At 37.3% G+C, this 15,977-nt stretch carries 20 protein-coding genes and 1 CRISPR repeat array; of the genes, 17 read left to right on the plus strand and 3 right to left on the minus strand.

What is annotated here, in order from left to right; translation table 11 throughout:
* Positions 1-44 precede the first annotated feature (44 nt).
* The 16 genes from cas10 (at position 45) to FIB07_05130 (ending at position 14,002) form a co-directional block, all read left to right on the plus strand.
* Positions 45-2,435: a type III-A CRISPR-associated protein Cas10/Csm1 gene (cas10, locus tag FIB07_05055; GenBank protein ID NJD52218.1), complete on the plus strand. Its 2,391-nt coding sequence runs from the start codon at positions 45-47 to the stop codon at positions 2,433-2,435.
* Positions 2,432-2,911 (plus strand): type III-A CRISPR-associated protein Csm2, encoded by a 480-nt coding sequence (csm2, locus tag FIB07_05060; protein ID NJD52219.1) that lies wholly within the window; start codon positions 2,432-2,434, stop codon positions 2,909-2,911. The genes cas10 and csm2 overlap by 4 nt, the downstream gene beginning before the upstream one ends.
* Positions 2,908-3,594, plus strand: a complete 687-nt coding sequence (gene csm3 / locus FIB07_05065; GenBank protein ID NJD52220.1) for a type III-A CRISPR-associated RAMP protein Csm3 — start codon at positions 2,908-2,910, stop codon at positions 3,592-3,594. Before csm2 ends, csm3 begins: the two co-directional genes overlap by 4 nt.
* Entirely contained in the window at positions 3,591-4,565 is a 975-nt protein-coding gene (gene csm4 / locus FIB07_05070; GenBank protein NJD52221.1) for a type III-A CRISPR-associated RAMP protein Csm4, read from the plus strand. The genes csm3 and csm4 overlap by 4 nt, the downstream gene beginning before the upstream one ends.
* Positions 4,562-5,551, plus strand: coding sequence for a type III-A CRISPR-associated RAMP protein Csm5 (gene csm5 / locus FIB07_05075; protein ID NJD52222.1), 990 nt, complete (start codon positions 4,562-4,564; stop codon positions 5,549-5,551). Before csm4 ends, csm5 begins: the two co-directional genes overlap by 4 nt.
* Positions 5,548-6,888, plus strand: a complete 1,341-nt coding sequence (locus FIB07_05080) for a TIGR02710 family CRISPR-associated protein (protein ID NJD52223.1) — start codon at positions 5,548-5,550, stop codon at positions 6,886-6,888. The genes csm5 and FIB07_05080 overlap by 4 nt, the downstream gene beginning before the upstream one ends.
* Before the next feature lie 97 nt (positions 6,889-6,985).
* Complete coding sequence (locus tag FIB07_05085) at positions 6,986-7,339, plus strand: nucleotidyltransferase domain-containing protein (protein ID NJD52224.1); 354 nt, start codon at positions 6,986-6,988, stop codon at positions 7,337-7,339.
* Positions 7,332-7,727, plus strand: coding sequence for a HEPN domain-containing protein (locus tag FIB07_05090; protein ID NJD52225.1), 396 nt, complete (start codon positions 7,332-7,334; stop codon positions 7,725-7,727). Before FIB07_05085 ends, FIB07_05090 begins: the two co-directional genes overlap by 8 nt.
* Positions 7,728-7,734: 7 nt before the next feature.
* Positions 7,735-8,778 carry a CRISPR-associated endonuclease Cas1 gene (cas1, locus tag FIB07_05095; protein NJD52226.1) on the plus strand — a complete coding sequence of 348 codons (1,044 nt, stop codon included), beginning with the start codon at positions 7,735-7,737 and terminating at the stop codon, positions 8,776-8,778.
* Positions 8,772-9,353 (plus strand): CRISPR-associated protein Cas4, encoded by a 582-nt coding sequence (gene cas4, locus FIB07_05100; GenBank protein NJD52227.1) that lies wholly within the window; start codon positions 8,772-8,774, stop codon positions 9,351-9,353. The genes cas1 and cas4 overlap by 7 nt, the downstream gene beginning before the upstream one ends.
* A gap of 112 nt (positions 9,354-9,465) precedes the next feature.
* Positions 9,466-10,164: direct repeats of the CRISPR family, unit length 37 nt; unit sequence ATTTCAGAGCGCTTCCTCGCAAAATGAGGATTGAAAT.
* 39 nt (positions 10,165-10,203) lie between these two features.
* Positions 10,204-10,404, plus strand: coding sequence for a ribbon-helix-helix protein, CopG family (locus FIB07_05105; GenBank protein NJD52228.1), 201 nt, complete (start codon positions 10,204-10,206; stop codon positions 10,402-10,404).
* Positions 10,361-10,780, plus strand: a complete 420-nt coding sequence (locus FIB07_05110; GenBank protein NJD52229.1) for a type II toxin-antitoxin system VapC family toxin — start codon at positions 10,361-10,363, stop codon at positions 10,778-10,780. Before FIB07_05105 ends, FIB07_05110 begins: the two co-directional genes overlap by 44 nt.
* Positions 10,781-10,846: 66 nt before the next feature.
* Positions 10,847-11,545 (plus strand): hypothetical protein, encoded by a 699-nt coding sequence (locus tag FIB07_05115; GenBank protein ID NJD52230.1) that lies wholly within the window; start codon positions 10,847-10,849, stop codon positions 11,543-11,545.
* 3 nt (positions 11,546-11,548) lie between these two features.
* Positions 11,549-11,818: a hypothetical protein gene (locus tag FIB07_05120; protein NJD52231.1), complete on the plus strand. Its 270-nt coding sequence runs from the start codon at positions 11,549-11,551 to the stop codon at positions 11,816-11,818.
* 31 nt (positions 11,819-11,849) lie between these two features.
* Complete coding sequence (locus FIB07_05125; GenBank protein NJD52232.1) at positions 11,850-13,022, plus strand: MFS transporter; 1,173 nt, start codon at positions 11,850-11,852, stop codon at positions 13,020-13,022.
* On the plus strand, positions 13,022-14,002 hold the full coding sequence (locus FIB07_05130) for a metal-dependent hydrolase (GenBank protein ID NJD52233.1): 981 nt from the start codon (positions 13,022-13,024) through the stop codon (positions 14,000-14,002). Before FIB07_05125 ends, FIB07_05130 begins: the two co-directional genes overlap by 1 nt.
* A gap of 23 nt (positions 14,003-14,025) precedes the next feature.
* On the opposite strand, the gene FIB07_05135 is transcribed toward FIB07_05130, so the two are convergent.
* From FIB07_05135 to FIB07_05145, 3 genes are all read right to left on the minus strand, one after another.
* Positions 14,026-14,439, minus strand: a complete 414-nt coding sequence (locus FIB07_05135; protein ID NJD52234.1) for a PIN domain-containing protein — start codon at positions 14,437-14,439, stop codon at positions 14,026-14,028.
* Positions 14,436-14,672, minus strand: a complete 237-nt coding sequence (locus FIB07_05140; protein ID NJD52235.1) for a hypothetical protein — start codon at positions 14,670-14,672, stop codon at positions 14,436-14,438. Before FIB07_05140 ends, FIB07_05135 begins: the two co-directional genes overlap by 4 nt.
* A gap of 127 nt (positions 14,673-14,799) precedes the next feature.
* On the minus strand, positions 14,800-15,216 hold the full coding sequence (locus FIB07_05145) for a nucleotidyltransferase domain-containing protein (protein NJD52236.1): 417 nt from the start codon (positions 15,214-15,216) through the stop codon (positions 14,800-14,802).
* Positions 15,217-15,461: 245 nt separating this feature from the next.
* Between FIB07_05145 and FIB07_05150 the strand changes: the two genes are divergently transcribed.
* Positions 15,462-15,935 (plus strand): ATP-binding protein, encoded by a 474-nt coding sequence (locus FIB07_05150; protein NJD52237.1) that lies wholly within the window; start codon positions 15,462-15,464, stop codon positions 15,933-15,935.
* Positions 15,936-15,977: the final 42 nt, after the last annotated feature.

Genomic DNA, 15,977 nt, shown 5'->3' on the forward strand with positions numbered 1-15,977 from the left:
ACTGAAGTTGAAAATATTGAGAAAAATATATAAAGAAGTGTCACATGAATAACGGTATGGGTGATAATAAGGATTGTGAGAAACTGATGCTGGCGGCGGTGGTGCATGATATTGGGAAGTTCTGGCAGGGGACAGGAGAGAAGGGAACGCATCAGGAACTTGGCACAAAATTTGTAAGAGAGTATTTTCCAGAGCAGTGGCAAGAGGCAGCGGGAATTATCTCAATGCATCATGAGGCTGGCAAACTCAATTCAGCAGGATACGAATTATTAAAGATTCTAATGGTCAGTGATTGGCTTTCTTCAGGAGAACGATATGATCGGGACGAAGATGATTTGGGGAAAAGAATCAACGAACCGTTGCTATCGATATTTTCAGAAATCAATCTTGGTATAGATCAACAAAATAAAAAATGGCGCATACCTCTAAAAATATTATCTCTGGATGAAAATAGTCTATTCCCTAAAATTGAAGATGGAAAGGTAGATTTAAAATCTGATTACAGAAATCTCTGGAATAAGTTCATTGGCGAAGTAGATACAATAAAGGGAATATTGGATTTTAATAAATATTTTAATAGTTTATATTATATTCTCCAAAAATATACCTGGTGCATCCCCTCTGCGGTTTATAAAAATACACCTGATATTTCATTGTTCGACCATTTGAAAACAACCTGTGCTATTTCAGCTTGTTTATACAAATTCCATGATTCTTTCGATCAATGGGATGGTGAATCTATTAATGACAGAAATACACAGAAATTTTTATTAATTGGAGGAGATATTTCCGGAATCCAGAAATATATATACTATATAACATCAGTTGGAGTCGGTGGAGTAGCAAAAAGATTGCGTGCAAGATCATTTTATATCAGCATGATCTCTGAAGTCCTTACACAAAGACTTCTGGATGAGTTTAATCTACCTTCTGTATGCAATATTATTTCATCTGGTGGCAGATTTTTCATAATTGCCCCAAATACAGAAACAACCAACGATAAATTCATAAATATCAAGAAAAATGTGTCGGAATGGCTGTTGAATGAGTTTCATGGGAATTTATCTTTAAACCTTGAATACATTGAATTCTCTGGAAAAGGATTAGAAATTGGAAACAGCAGCAGTAAATCAGGTTTTTCAAGAGTTTTTGATAGAATAAGTGATAAGCTTGACAGCGCAAAGTTACATAAATTCAACGAAATTCTTGTTTCAGAAAACAAATGGAATGATAGTTTCAAGACTGAAATTAAAATGGCAAATATATGCAGAAGCTGTGGAAAAATGCCAGTTGTTAAAAATTTGGAAATATGTGATAAATGTGAATTCGATGCTAACATTGGGGATTTACTTCTTGAAGCTAAATATATTGCTATTTCAAAAACAAAACCGACAAATGAAAAACATATCACATTATTCTCTGATGTTCCATATTATGTATCAATATTAAATAGAATTGATGGGAACAATTATGAATCAACTTTAAAACTCAATGATTTTACTATAGACCACACAGCGAATGGTTTTAAACTCATTGCAAATCATGTATTTCAATTAAAAGATCGCAACACTCTGTGCGCTGCTTGCCAGAAAATAGATGAATGTGCTGTCATACAAGAGGGAAACTTTCCCAAAACAGCAAGTTTTGATTGTTTAGTCAGATTGAGTGAAGGCAAATTTCTGTTAGGTATTTTAAAAGCCGATGTTGATAACCTTGGTTATATATTCAGCATGGGGCTTAAGAAAAATAACAAAGAAGATTCAGACCGGGACACAATTTCCCGAATCACAATGCTCAGCAGAATGCTTGATATGTTTTTTACAGGGTGGATTCATCATGTGGTGAAAACAGTTTATCCTCAGTGCTACATTGTCTATTCAGGGGGAGATGACCTCCTGATCGCAGGTCCCTGGAATAAAATAATAGAATTATCTCAAAAAATAAACCAGGATTTCAGGAGCTATACCTGCAATAATCAAAATATTACATTATCTGCCGGGATATTCCTGTCCAAATCAAAGTTTCCAATCGCAAGAAGTTCAAACCTCTCTGATGAAGAATTGGAGAAATCCAAAAAAGGGGATAAAAATCAGGTAACTTTGTTTAATAAAACCGTCAAGTGGCAACGATTTACAGAATTAATTGATCATGGTAATTTTCTTGATGAAGAATTGAAGAAAAACAAAAACGGAGAGTCTCCAATTAATTCGTCATTTGTCAACAGGCTCTTTAAATACTGCAGGATGGCTGAGGAAGGGGATATAATGTATCTTTCTAGGATAAAATATGATATTGGGCGAAATATTATTAATAAAAATATGGGAACAAATGAAAATGAAATAATTAGGAGGCTTCTGAAAATGAGGGATGAAATGTCAGATATGATAATTCCAGTATCTTATGCATTATATAAAAACAGGGATGAAAAGAAATGAGAGATTATGACCGGACAAATTTCAGAACTGATAGAGGACGAAATTTCAGTCAAAAACAGGTTTCCCAACCTTTGAATATGAGTTTTCTTGACAAGGGATTTTATCAAGACAAAGAAAAGACCAAACTAATAGATATTTTGATAACGACAGAGTCTGAAAAATTAGGAAAGAAATTTGCGGATTTGAAATTAACAAGTTCACAATTAAGGAAATTTTTCAATGAAGTTCGTTCTATTGAAGCACAAATAGATGGAAGATTTGATGAACAAAAAGCTTTGATTTTAATGCTTAAATCCAAGGTGGCATATTCCGTCGGAAAAGATTCAAGTAAAACACCTAAAGAGTTTAAAGAATTCATTGATGCATGTGTAGACAAAATCTCTGATAGTAAAGATTTTGACGCATTCATGAAGTTTTTTGAAAGTGTAGTTGGATATTATTACTTTCATAGTAAATTCAAGGAGGAACATAGATGAAATTGATAGCCCATAAAATAATCAGGGGAGAAATCGAGTGTATAACTGGTCTTCACATAGGCGGTTCGTCTGAAACCATTGAAATAGGTGGGATGGATAATCCAATTATAAAACATCCAATTACAGGTTTTCCTTATATTCCAGGATCATCTGTCAAGGGGCGAATGCGGTCATTATTGGAATTGAAATATGGATTGTTTGATAACAAAGGTGAATTCCATAAATATTGTGGAAATAATAATTGTTTTATATGTCGAATATTTGGAACATCAGCAGAAAAATCAGAACTTGGACCTGGTAGATTAATCGTTCGTGATGCAAATCTTTTTCAGGAATCTCAAGAAAAACTAACAAAGCTGAAAAAAGAAAAAGGACTGCCCTATTCTGAAGAAAAATATGAGAATACGATAAATAGAATTACTGCCAGAGCAAATCCCAGATCTATAGAAAGAGTCCCTGCCGGAATTAAATTTAATTTTGAACTTGTATATCGTGTTTTCGATATGGGTGATGAAGGCAAGACTGATCTTGATTTACTCAAACATGTTAAAGAAGGGTTGAAATTAATAGAAAATGATGCGCTTGGCGGTTCTGGAAGCCGCGGCTCAGGAAAAGTGAAGTTCAACAATATTAAAATGTTTGATAGTTCAGATCAATCCTCAGCAGTGGATTTTAATATATGAAAACATATGAAATAATTCTCCATCCCGAATCATCATTCTTGACGCCCTTTCAAGCAGATACTATATTCGGTTCAATTTGCTGGGCGATAAGGTACATGGAAGGGGAAAAAGAACTTGAAGATTTTATCTCGAAATATCAAACATCGCCACCACTGATAATCTCAAATGGTTTTCCCACAGGATTTTTTCCTAAGCCATTACATGAACCTGTTACCAGAGAACAGCTTATAGAGATTGTGAAGGAAACAGATAAAATCAAAAAAGATTCGAAAAAAGAATTAATTGATATCCTGAAAATAATGAAAAAATTCAAGAAAGAAAAGCTGATCAAAAAAGATGTGTTTGAAGAATTATTAAATGGTTTATCTGAAAAAGATTATTTGAAACGAAAGATAGACGAAAATCATGAAGTTTATTATCCAGAAAAAAAATTTACACTTTATAAAAATGCTATCAATCGTGTAACTTCTCATACTAATGAAGAAGGAGGTCTTTTTACACAGGATGAAACTTTTTATTCAAATGAAACAAACATTTCATTTTTCATAAAAATTAATGGGATCGATAAAGAATTTATCGAAAAGATATTTAAATTCATTTCATTGAATGGATTTGGAAAGAAGAAAACTACCGGAAAAGGTCATTTCAAATTAATTGATATTAAAGAATATAAGTTTAATTCTCCTGAAAATCCGAATGCTTTTGTTTCTCTTTCTTCATTTGTTCCATCCGAAAATGACCCTGTTGAAGGATGGTATGATCTGCAGGTGAAATATGGAAAACTTGGCGGTCATTATGCTTCAGGGAATTCAAGAACACCTTTTAAGAAACCGATTCGCATGTTTCAGGCAGGCTCTGTTTTCAAAACAAATAATTTGAAAGAATATTATGGTCAACTGGTTTCTAATGTCCATACCGACGAGAAGATCAAACAATACGGCTATGTTTTTGCAGTGGGGATGAAAATATGAAAATGATAGTGGAAACTCTGACTCCAGTTTTTATAGGAAGCGGTGAAAGCATTGAACCATATGAGTATTTTATTAAAGACAGGTTTTATCGAATAAATCTTTCCAAATTTATTTTATCTCTTGATAAAGCGAATAAAGAGGAGTTTTTAAAAATCTCATCATCTGATATGATAAAAACACGCAATTTTATTAAAGAGATGGCAGACACTTCAAAAGTTCAGGAATATTCAATGGAAATTGATTCTGATGTACTGGAAGTATATGAGGATAAAAAGAACGATCCGAATAACCAGTTATCTATACAGACATTCATTAAGACATCAAGCAGACCGTTTATTCCAGGGAGTTCCGTAAAGGGTGCAATAAGGACTGCATTGCTTTATTCAATGACTCCTAAACCGCTGACTGAAAGCGGAAATATTGAAAAAGATGTTTTTGGATATAGAAATCCACAGGATGATCCTTTCAGAGTTTTGAAAATATCTGATTCTTTACCTTTAGCTTTTGATGATATGAAGATTTATAATGTAAAAACATTTTCAAAAAAGGATAATTTTTCTGCATCAGGGTATAATATGATGTTTGAAGGAACAAAATCATATTATTTTGACAGGGCAGCAGTTGCATCTCATGATATTTGGATAGATGAAGATCTGAAGAAGAAAAGTGAATTCATTGATATAAACATAAAAAAAATAATTTCATCATGCAACGAATTTTATGGAATGGTCATAAACAAAGAATTAGAATTTTTTGGAAGCTCAAAAACAAGTTATGCTTATGAGAAATATGAACAACTGGCAAAAGATATGGAATCCTTAAAAAATGAAAACTCATTTATTTTAAGGCTTGGATGGGGTTCAGCATATAATTCTGTGACCATAAATTTAGCAAAAGAACGACCTGATAATAAAATCTCTCGCCGTCTGATTAAAGGAGAATTCCCACTGGGATGGGTGAAAGTGAAAATTATGGATGAGAAATGAAAATCCTGATACTTACCGTAGGTGGTTCATGCGCACCAATAATTACATCAATCAATCAGAATTCTCCAGATGACGTCCATTTTATCTGTTCTGATGATTTAGATATAGTCAAAGGAAGCTATAATACAGTGACTGGTGATGGAAAAGTATGTGGAAAAGACCCAAAAAATCCAGATGAAGTAAATATTCTTAAACAAGTCGGACTAATTAAGAATAAAGAATGGGAGAAGGAGCACATACATAAAATAAAGAATTTTGATGATCTTAATGATTGCTATATTGAAAGTCTGAGATTACTCAAAAATATTAAAGATAAGAATCCCGGTGCAGAAATCCTTACTGACTATACAGGCGGAACAAAATCCATGAGCGTTGGACTTGGGGCGGCTGCTATGGATATAAGTGGAATAACTGTCTGTCTTGTTAAAGGAACACGAACTGATTTGATAAAAGTTCAAAATGGAACTCAGAGGATACGGCTCACTCAAATGAACATGGTTTTTCTGAAAAGACAGGTTGAAATTGCAGAAAACCGAATGGACAGATATGATTATGATGGCGCCATAAGTGTTCTTGAAGAAACTGCAAAGACTCCAAATTTACCAGCAGAAATCGACACACAAATCGACAAATATCTTAATATTTCGAACGCATATCTGGCATGGGATCGTTTCGACCATATTGAAGCATGGAGATTGCTGCATAATTATCGCAGGTTGTATGTAAAAAATGTGATGTTTTTGGAGGCTGTTATATGGAGCCATAAAAAGTTTGATGAAGATTTCAATAAAAATGCAATAGAAGATCTGAGTCATTCGCAAAAGGGATGTGGTTATGAGCTTGTTGAAGATATTGTTTTAAATGCCCAAAGGAGAGCAAAACAGGGTAGATATGATGATGCCACTGGAAGGCTTTACAGGGCGTTAGAGCTGTTGATTCAATTGAGATTATGGTTAGAGTATTCAATCCTTACTGCCAATATTGATGTGGAAAAACTTCCTGATGTTTATAAAAATGAATATGAAGCAAAAAGAGACAAAAAAGATAACAAAATCAAAATCGGTCTAAAAGAAAGCTATGAATTACTTGTAAAAAAGAACCGTGAAGATCCTCTGGCTAAAATATATACTGAAAAAGAAAAATATCTGTGGAACTCACTAAATGTTAGAAATAATTCACTGTACGCACACGGTCTGACCCCGATTTTGAAAGAGCAATATGAAGAATTCCATAAGATATTTGTTGATGACATTCTGGAAAAATTTCTATTGAATTTTGGAAGTAAACATATTCAAAGATGTCAATTTAATATCAATAATTCAAACAATCCACAATGATTAACCTATGCCCCCATCCCCCTATTCTATCCCTCCACCGCCCCGCCATCCTACGCAACGCCAGAAAGCACAGCATCCTTAAGGAGGCAATACCGCTATGAGAGATGCTAGTGCTCCTCCAAAAAATCCCATTAACAAAGAAATAATCTTACAACAATTCATAGAATCAGTAAAGAAAAAATACAGCGACAAAACCAAGGAAATCCTTCTCTTTGGTAGCTTTGCAAGAAGAGAAGCCACAGAGGAAAGCGATATAGATGTGCTTGTTATTACAAGCGGGAACAGGTTTGAAATGCAGAAAAACCTTTCAGAAATAACTGTTGAAATTTTGCTTCAGACTGGAGTGTATATATCGGCAAAAGCAGTATCAGTTGAAGAGTATTCTTTCATGAAAAAAATAAACACCGGATTTTACCAGAACATTGCAAGAGAGGGTGTGGCGATTGGATGAAGCCGGGCTTCTCATAAAAGAAGCGGAATCAAAATTCATTTCTGCAACATTCCTATTTGAAAAAAGAATGTATAGCGATGCCATTAGCAGGGCATACTACAGCATGCACTACTCAGCGCGGGCACTGCTGAGTACCAGGAATATTTTCCCAAAAACCCACAAAGGGGTCATTGCACAGCTTGGTCTGGAATTTGTAAAAGAGGGTATTATTGAGGATTATTACCTGAAAGCGATAAGCACTGCAAGAGAGATACGCGAAAGGGCTGACTATGGGATAGGATATGAATTCACACACGAAGAAGCCGAGAGTGTAATTGAGTATTCGGAACGGTTTCTTGGGATTGTAAAGAAAGCCATAAAAGAAATTTCAAGTACGAAAAAGGATTAATGAAATCATGGATCGCCTCGTAATCGACGGCTGGGGAAAGTTCATCGGCACAGACCATGAACAGATAATCGTAAAAGAAAAAAAGGATGGTGTAAATACCGTCATACATAGATGCATCCCCCAGGACCTGCGCCAGGTAGTGATCTCAGGCAGGGGCAGCATAAGCACCGATGCCATCGAGCTTCTGGCTGAACACGGCGTGGATGTGGTTCTGATAGACTGGCGCGGCCAGGTCACAGCCTATATTTCCCCGCCTCAGATGAGAACTGTGAACACCCGGCGCGAGCAGTACCGTGCTTTCGATACTCCTGCTGGCACAGTGCTTGCAAAGGAGTTCATTAATGCAAAGCTGCACAACATGTCCGCTACTCTTGGTACACTTTCAAAATCCAGAAAAGATACATTCCCGGATTCAGCAGAAGCGCTAAAAATAGCCAGGGATGCGGCCAATGTCTGGATAGACAAACTTGAAAAGCTGAATATCAAAGGCAAGTCATGCAGTGACATGAGAGAGACCATCATGGGTTATGAGGGAAATGCATCTGCTTCCTACTGGAAATCTATCTTAGCGATAATTCCAGATGAGTTTGGCTTTAAAGACAGGAGCGGAAGATACGCTGCCGATCCTGTCAATGCCATGCTGAACTACGGCTATGGAGTGCTTGAAGGCGAATGCTGGCGTGCAATCCATTACTCAGGTCTTGATCCCTATGGCGGTTTCCTGCATGTAGATCGACCAGGTAAAGCCAGCCTTGTCTATGATATCATGGAAGAGTTCAGGCAGCAGATAGTAGATAAGTCGGTTATAAAGATTTTTTCACTTGGACAGGTAAAACCTGATGATTTCACCATCGAAAATGGGATATGCAAAATGGCTGATGGCGCACGCAAGCTGCTATTGAATGAACTTTTGACCAAGCTTGAAAGCCAGGTGAGATATGAGGATAAGAACCTTAAATGGACTGATCTTATCCTTAACCAGGCCCGGGATGTTGCTCAATTCCTGAGAGGAGATTCTAAAACATATAAGGGGTTCTGGCTACGATGGTAGAGGAGATGCTTGCAGTAAGCGATATTACTCAATATTTTTATTGTCCTCGCAAGGTGTATTTTATGAAAACGCTTGGCATCAAGATCAGAGCTAAACCAAAGATGGATATGGGCAAAGAAGAACATGAAAAGGAGCACCGCCGCGTCAAAGAGAGAAACACAGTATATGGCTTTCCAGAAGAGAAGATAGCTCAGGTTATCCATGACCTTGCTGTGGAGGATATTAAAACAGGTCTTTATGGTATGGTGGATACGACGATCATAATGAAAAGCAAAGAAGTGGTTCCAGTAGATGTTAAATATACAGATGCAGAGAGCGTTAGAATAAATTGGAAAAAACAGTTAATAGCTTATGCTATCCTCCTGGACTCCAGATTTGAGACAACAGTAAGAAGAGGATTTGTTTATTTACCGGCAAAACACCGGCAAATACTGGTTGATATTCCCGATGAAGCCAAGGCCGTATTAAAACAGGATATAATAAAGATAAAAGCTCTGATCGATAGTGAAAAGATGCCACCTATTTCGAAGGGAAATCAGTGTGGTTACTGTGAGATGAAGAAATTCTGTACCTGAGATTGTGCAGACCTTGATAAATACCCTTACGATTTTTAGACCTTCACAAATGGCCCTGGGATTCAAGGCAATAGGAAGCTTTAAACCGCAATAAAGCCTTGTTTTATTGGCTATTTCAGAGCGCTTCCTCGCAAAATGAGGATTGAAATTTCTTATAACCTCAAATCACCATCTCTTTACTGAATATTTCAGAGCGCTTCCTCGCAAAATGAGGATTGAAATAATGTAACAATTTGAATGCCAGAACCTTCTGGTTGTTATTTCAGAGCGCTTCCTCGCAAAATGAGGATTGAAATCTGAGTGATAGAACTTTCTGTTTCTTTTCTGCCAATGATTTCAGAGCGCTTCCTCGCAAAATGAGGATTGAAATATTGATCTTATAATGGTTAAATTGACTTTATCTAAAATTTCAGAGCGCTTCCTCGCAAAATGAGGATTGAAATCTATGCGCGACTCGCGCAACGTTATCAGTCTGGCCAATTTCAGAGCGCTTCCTCGCAAAATGAGGATTGAAATTTAATATCTATATTACCATTACCTAAAAGGTAATCAATTTCAGAGCGCTTCCTCGCAAAATGAGGATTGAAATTCGTGTTGCTGCAACAATTCCAATATTATTATGTTAATTTCAGAGCGCTTCCTCGCAAAATGAGGATTGAAATAGTACTGTACCCGCGATGCAGAATTGACGGCCGAGTTGATTTCAGAGCGCTTCCTCGCAAAATGAGGATTGAAATACTAAATCTTCTTGCCATAATTTACTCCTTTTTTCCGATTTCAGAGCGCTTCCTCGCAAAATGAGGATTGAAACATTTATATATCCCCCCACCTATAGTTCTATAGGTGAAAAATGGTAACCTCCATCCAGATGCATGAAGATATCATAAAGGAATTGAACGCTTTAAAGAAGGAATTAAATCTCAAATCCTACGAAGAGGTTATCAGGGCACTTCTTAGATCAGAGAAGAGGCTTAAAAAATCATATTTTGGGACGTTCACTGAGCTTGATGAATTCAAGAGGGATGAGGAAGAAGATGACTGTGCTGGTTGATTCCTGGGCATGGATCGAGTATTTTAAAGGAACTCTGGCTGGTGAAAAGGTCAAGGAATTATTAGAAAACTCACAGGATAAGATAATTGTAAGTACGGTAAATATTGCAGAAGTGTATAACTCATTTCTGAGGGATTATTCTTATCCGGATAACAATCGCTATGCGAAGGCTTCAAGGAATGCGATAAAACAAAGGTCATATATCTGTGAGGTCGATGAAAAGATCGCTGTTGATTCTGCAAAGATAATGCATGAAAAGAAATGGGGTCTTGGGGATTCTATAATATATGCAACCGCAAAACGAGAAGAAGCAAAGGTAATGACTGGAGATCCGCATTTCAGGGGCTTAAGTGATGTTATATTCCTGGAAAGGTGAAAAATCACAGTGAGCCCTTCTGGGGTATGTGGAGCATGAAGAAAATTAATAAATGGGGTAACTAATATGTGGAATTCAAACGAGGAACTGGATATCGAAAAAGCAGGTGATGATGCAAACAAGCTTATACTGCTTGGTTCTGCCCTGAAAGCAGGAATATTCCAGGCTCTTGAGACGGAAAAGCCTCTAGCCACCCTTAAGGAAGAACTCAAAGCTGATGAGAGAGCTCTTTTCATCGTGCTTGAGGCACTCTGTTCATTGGGATATGTTGTTAAATCGGACGGCAGGTATGTAATTGCCAGAAAGGCTCGTCCCCTTTTCCTTCTGCAAGGCGAAGAATACGCAGGCGGTTATCTGCCGCATCTTATGAACATATTGAAATCATGGCTTGCGCTTCCTGAAATTATCAGGGGAGAAAGGCCGGAAAGAGAACCTGTTCCCCGCGATATCCCGGTTTTTATGCATGCTATGGCATCAAGGCCGGATACGATAGCAGAGGAGGCAGTAAGCCAGATCCTGAGCAGGAAAAAAGATGCGAAGAATGTCCTTGATCTTGGCGGAGGCCCTGGAAAATATTCAAGAGCTTTTGTTGAAAGAGGGCTAAGGGCAGTTCTTTTTGACATGGGAGAAGTAATCGATTATGTCAGTACAGCATTCAATCTGAACCAGATAGAGAATCTTGTCCTTGTAAAAGGGGATTTCATAAAAGACATTGAAAATGTTCTTAACGAAAAGTTTGATATTGTTTTCATGGGAAATATTTGACATATTTATTCTGAAAACAATAACAGAAAACTTATCAGGCAGGTTTATAATTTACTGAATAAGAAAGGGATGATAGCAATAGAGGATTTCGTTCGCGGACGAAGCCCGCACGCTGAGATTTTTGCAGTAAATATGCTTGCGAATTCGGAAGAAGGAAATACCTGGTCTGAGGCTCAGTACAGGGAATGGCTCAAGGACGGGGGATTCCAGGGGATTGAAGTTATTGATCTTGCAAAGAAGGGAAAACAGCTTATTCTGGGATTCAAAGGTTGAAATAAGTGTGAAATGTCATGATTTTTAATATATGAACTTCATTAAAGAATATTACATGCAAAAAACGGCGAAAAACGAAAAGCTCTTCTCAAAGGACTTTGTCCTTACAAGCCTTTCAACATTTACTCTTTTTGCAAGTTTTTATTTCCTTCTTATCACTCTTCCGATTTACATTCAGAAAATTGGCGGTACTGAATCCGAAATCGGATTGATCATAGGTGTTTTTACTATATCCGCAGTGGCACTTCGACCGTTCATAGGGCAGGAGGTTGACAGACGTGGAAGAAAAATAATTCTCATAGTGGGCCTCATTGTTTTCCTGATATCCATGCTTCTTTATGATTATACGAAGAGTGTTATCTCTTTACTTCTTCTCAGGATGCTTCATGGGGTTGCCTGGGGGGCTGCAACAACCGCAGCAAACACTCTTATAGCTGATATCGCTCCTCCAAACAGGAGAGGCGAGGCCATGGGTGTATTCGGAATGGCCTCCAACGTCGCCATGGCGATAGGCCCTGCATTAAGCATGATACTGCTTCAGGCGTATGACTTTCCTATTCTTTTTTCAATAGGCGCAGGCATTGCACTTGTATCTTTGCTTCTTGCACTTCCGATAGCTGAAACCATGGTTGTGCGTCCGAAAACATCTCTTTTCAGCAAAGAGGCGTTATTTCCATCAGCGCTTATGTTCACAGTCTCATTAACATATGGTTCAATAGTTTCGTTTCTTTCACTGTTTGCCGAGAAACAGGGGATGGCAAACCCGGGAATTTTTTTTACAGTATTTGCTGCGACCCTCATTCTTGTAAGGGCTCTTGCAGGTAAACTATCAGATATAAAAGGAAGAAAATATGTAATAATACCAGGGATGGTTGTTATTTCCGCAGGTCTCTGGGTTTTATCGACAGCAAGCGCTCTTGAGAGTTTTCTCACATCCGCGTTTCTTTACGGTCTTGGTTTTGGGCTTGTGCATCCGTCGCTTATGGCATATCTTGTTGACAAAGTGAGTGACAAGGGCCGCGGCGCTGCCATGGGTACGTTTACAGCAGCTTTTGACCTTGGGATTGGAGTGGGTTCTATCATTCTTGGTTTAGTCCTGCAATACTATGGTTTCCATATCATGTATACACTCAGCGGCCTGATAGTGTTAACAGGCGCGATTGTTTTAATAGCCGGTAACGGAAGGGCTTCGAGGCAGATATAATGGATCTTTTCACTCATGCGTTATTTCCATATCTGTTCGGGAATTATTTCAAAAAAAAGAAAGAAGAGATCACAGCTTTTGTTCTCGGCGGCATTGCCCCGGATTTTGATATTTTTCTCTTGTTGATACAATATCTTTACCCTACTTTTTTCCTGATCACCCACAGGGGTATAGCCCATTCGATTTTCTTTGGGTTTTTCACCGGGGTTATTGTATTATATCTTGCTTCCAGTAACGCTATTAAGAAGAGAATTCAGAAGTACATCGATTTTAAACCCGTATTCTCGCGCCGCAACATAGTGTATGCTTTCGCAGGTATTGTTGTCCACCTTGCCCTTGATTATTCAACATCAGGAGGTATACCGCTGTTTTATCCGTTTGATACGACAAGATATTCTGCCGAATTATTCTTTTATACGGACTTATATCTAACAATAGCCAGCCTGATAATGGTAATATATTTATTCAGGAAGCCTTTCCGGACCAGGACAATTTCAAAATTCCTGATAATATTACTTCTCATTTCAGGTGGATTGGGCGCCCTGCGGTTTGCAGAAAAAAGCAATGCAGAGCAATTTTTCCATGATACTTCTATTAAATTATTTTCTACTATGAATCCCTTCAACTGGTATGCCCAGAAAGAAGAGAGTACGAAAATAGAAATATACGAATATAATGGTTTGAAAGGAACATCACAATACAATGATACTTTTCCGCGTTTGAACGTGATATCAGAAGGAGATGGTCTTGATAATGCGCTTCAGCTTGCTGACGAACTTGCACAGTTAAAAATGTTCAGGTGGAGGGCGCATTCAGTGGCTGTCAACGCATCTTACGGCAATGGAACATGGTCGCTTGAATATTATGACCCGATCCAGAGAGCACAAATGAGGAATATACCGGGAATATTCAGAAGATCCGGAGCCCGATTCGGTTCACTTACTATAAACGTGACCGGGGATAAAGCGGTTGCAAGGTAACTGATAATTATATCAGACATGTTTTATATCAACCCATTCACGACCTCCACAGTTTTTATTCTTAAAAAATCCCGGTCAAAAGTTGCTATCTTCCTTATCCCCCTCTTCTCCATACATGCAAGATTCGAAGCATCCACAAAACTCAGCGCCGTGTTCTCTTGATGCGTAAAAATATCCCACGTTCTTTCAAATACTTCGCTCGCTTTCATTATTTCAATTTCCCTGGCCTCAAGCAGGACATTTCCCACCTCCTTTGCAGCCTCCATACTTTTTCGGAGCGCCAGAGCGGTTGTGACTTCCGAGAACACAAATTCCGATATTACTCCGATCCCGTATTCCCCTGCGTTGAGTTTTTGAAAAATATTCACAGCCTTTTTGTGATTTGTATCATCAGCATTCTTATATGCAATAATCACGCTGGAATCAAGAAATATCAAATTTGCTTCCGTTTATATAAAGCCTCATCGATCTCTTCACTGAGATTTCGGAACTGGTCGCCAAAATGCTCTGGTTTGATATCAATTATACTTCTTCTCTTTTTCCCGGGAAGTCCAAGCCATTCACTGACCGCCTTTGTGACAGCTTCCCCTATGGAGATACCCTCTTCTGCGGCCTTTGTTTTTAATTTTTTGTAAACGAAAGGGTCAATGTTCCTGATTGTGGTGTCCATGTGTAACACATGTGTTACATGAGAATATATAGTTATTGCTTCCCCTTTCTATATTGATAATGTTGATAGCCTTTTAATATGGTCACATATTCCCTGAGGTGTTCAAGTTTGGAGGCTATTTCGTCATTCATGAAAAACCAACCTCGGCAGTCCGTTTCAAAGTTTCTTCAGTATGCCTTTTTATGTAATATTTTCGATCAAGATACATAGAAAGGAGTTTTGTTTCGAACTGTACTCTCTTTGTTTCACTGGATTTTAAAATAGTTCCATCTTTAACAATATTATATGCCAGAAGTAAAGGCGCTTCGTTTAAAATAATCAGATCTATTTTATTTTTCTTAATTAAAGCTGCGATTTCCCCCATCATTTTTAATTCCAGATCGAAGCGGTCTATTTTAGATAAATTTTCATCTATTAATACTCCGATATCAACATCGCTCAACCTGCCTGCATCGCCCCTCACTGTTGAACCGAACAGATAAGCAAGTATCACGCTATCTTTGCCGCTGAAATATTCTCTCAGTTCTTTTTCGTAGGGTGTCATGTACACTTTGTAATTTGTTTTTTGAAATATATGTCCTTCGCTCATTTGTAGCTTTTTTAGGCGGTAGCATAACAGGGGCAGGTATCGTTAGGGATTTTATTATGTTATAATTATTAAAATTCCAGCGCCGAAAGTTGCAGAAAAATGGCATATGAAATTTAAATTCTCGCCCCAATAAATTTCTCTTCACTTCGACAGACAGCAAAAGGATAATATGTTAGCAGACAATTTTACCAAGTAATAAAATGAAAATAGAAAAACTGCATATTGAAAATTATAAAAGTATTAAAAATATTGATCTACATCTCAACGGAAATTTCAATATTCTAATAGGAAAAAATAATGTCGGAAAATCAAATATAATAGATACTCTGATGTTTATTTCTGAAGTTGTGATGAGTGAATGGGAAATGGAAAAAGCACTAAATTCTTGGGGAGGTTATGAACAAATTGTTTTTGGTGGTGATAACAAAAAAAGAATTGCATTCAATTTAGAAATCTCTCTCTCATACGACGATAAAAATTCATTATTCTCTAAATTATCACTTCAGGAGGTTTCTTTTGAAGAGTTTGATAAGGATATTTCTAATATAATAAAATATAAAGTCGAACTATCAAATTCAGTTCGAGCCCCATTGTTTAAAGAGGAAATTTTCATATATCCCACATTCCGCATACCCCCTAACACAAATACATTTTTTCATAATTTGAGCCCATAAGTGCCAATATCTTCCTGTGAATTTCTCTGAGATTCATCATGC

The sequence above is a fragment of the Candidatus Methanoperedens sp. genome, assembly GCA_012026795.1.
Lineage (GTDB): Archaea > Halobacteriota > Methanosarcinia > Methanosarcinales > Methanoperedenaceae > Methanoperedens.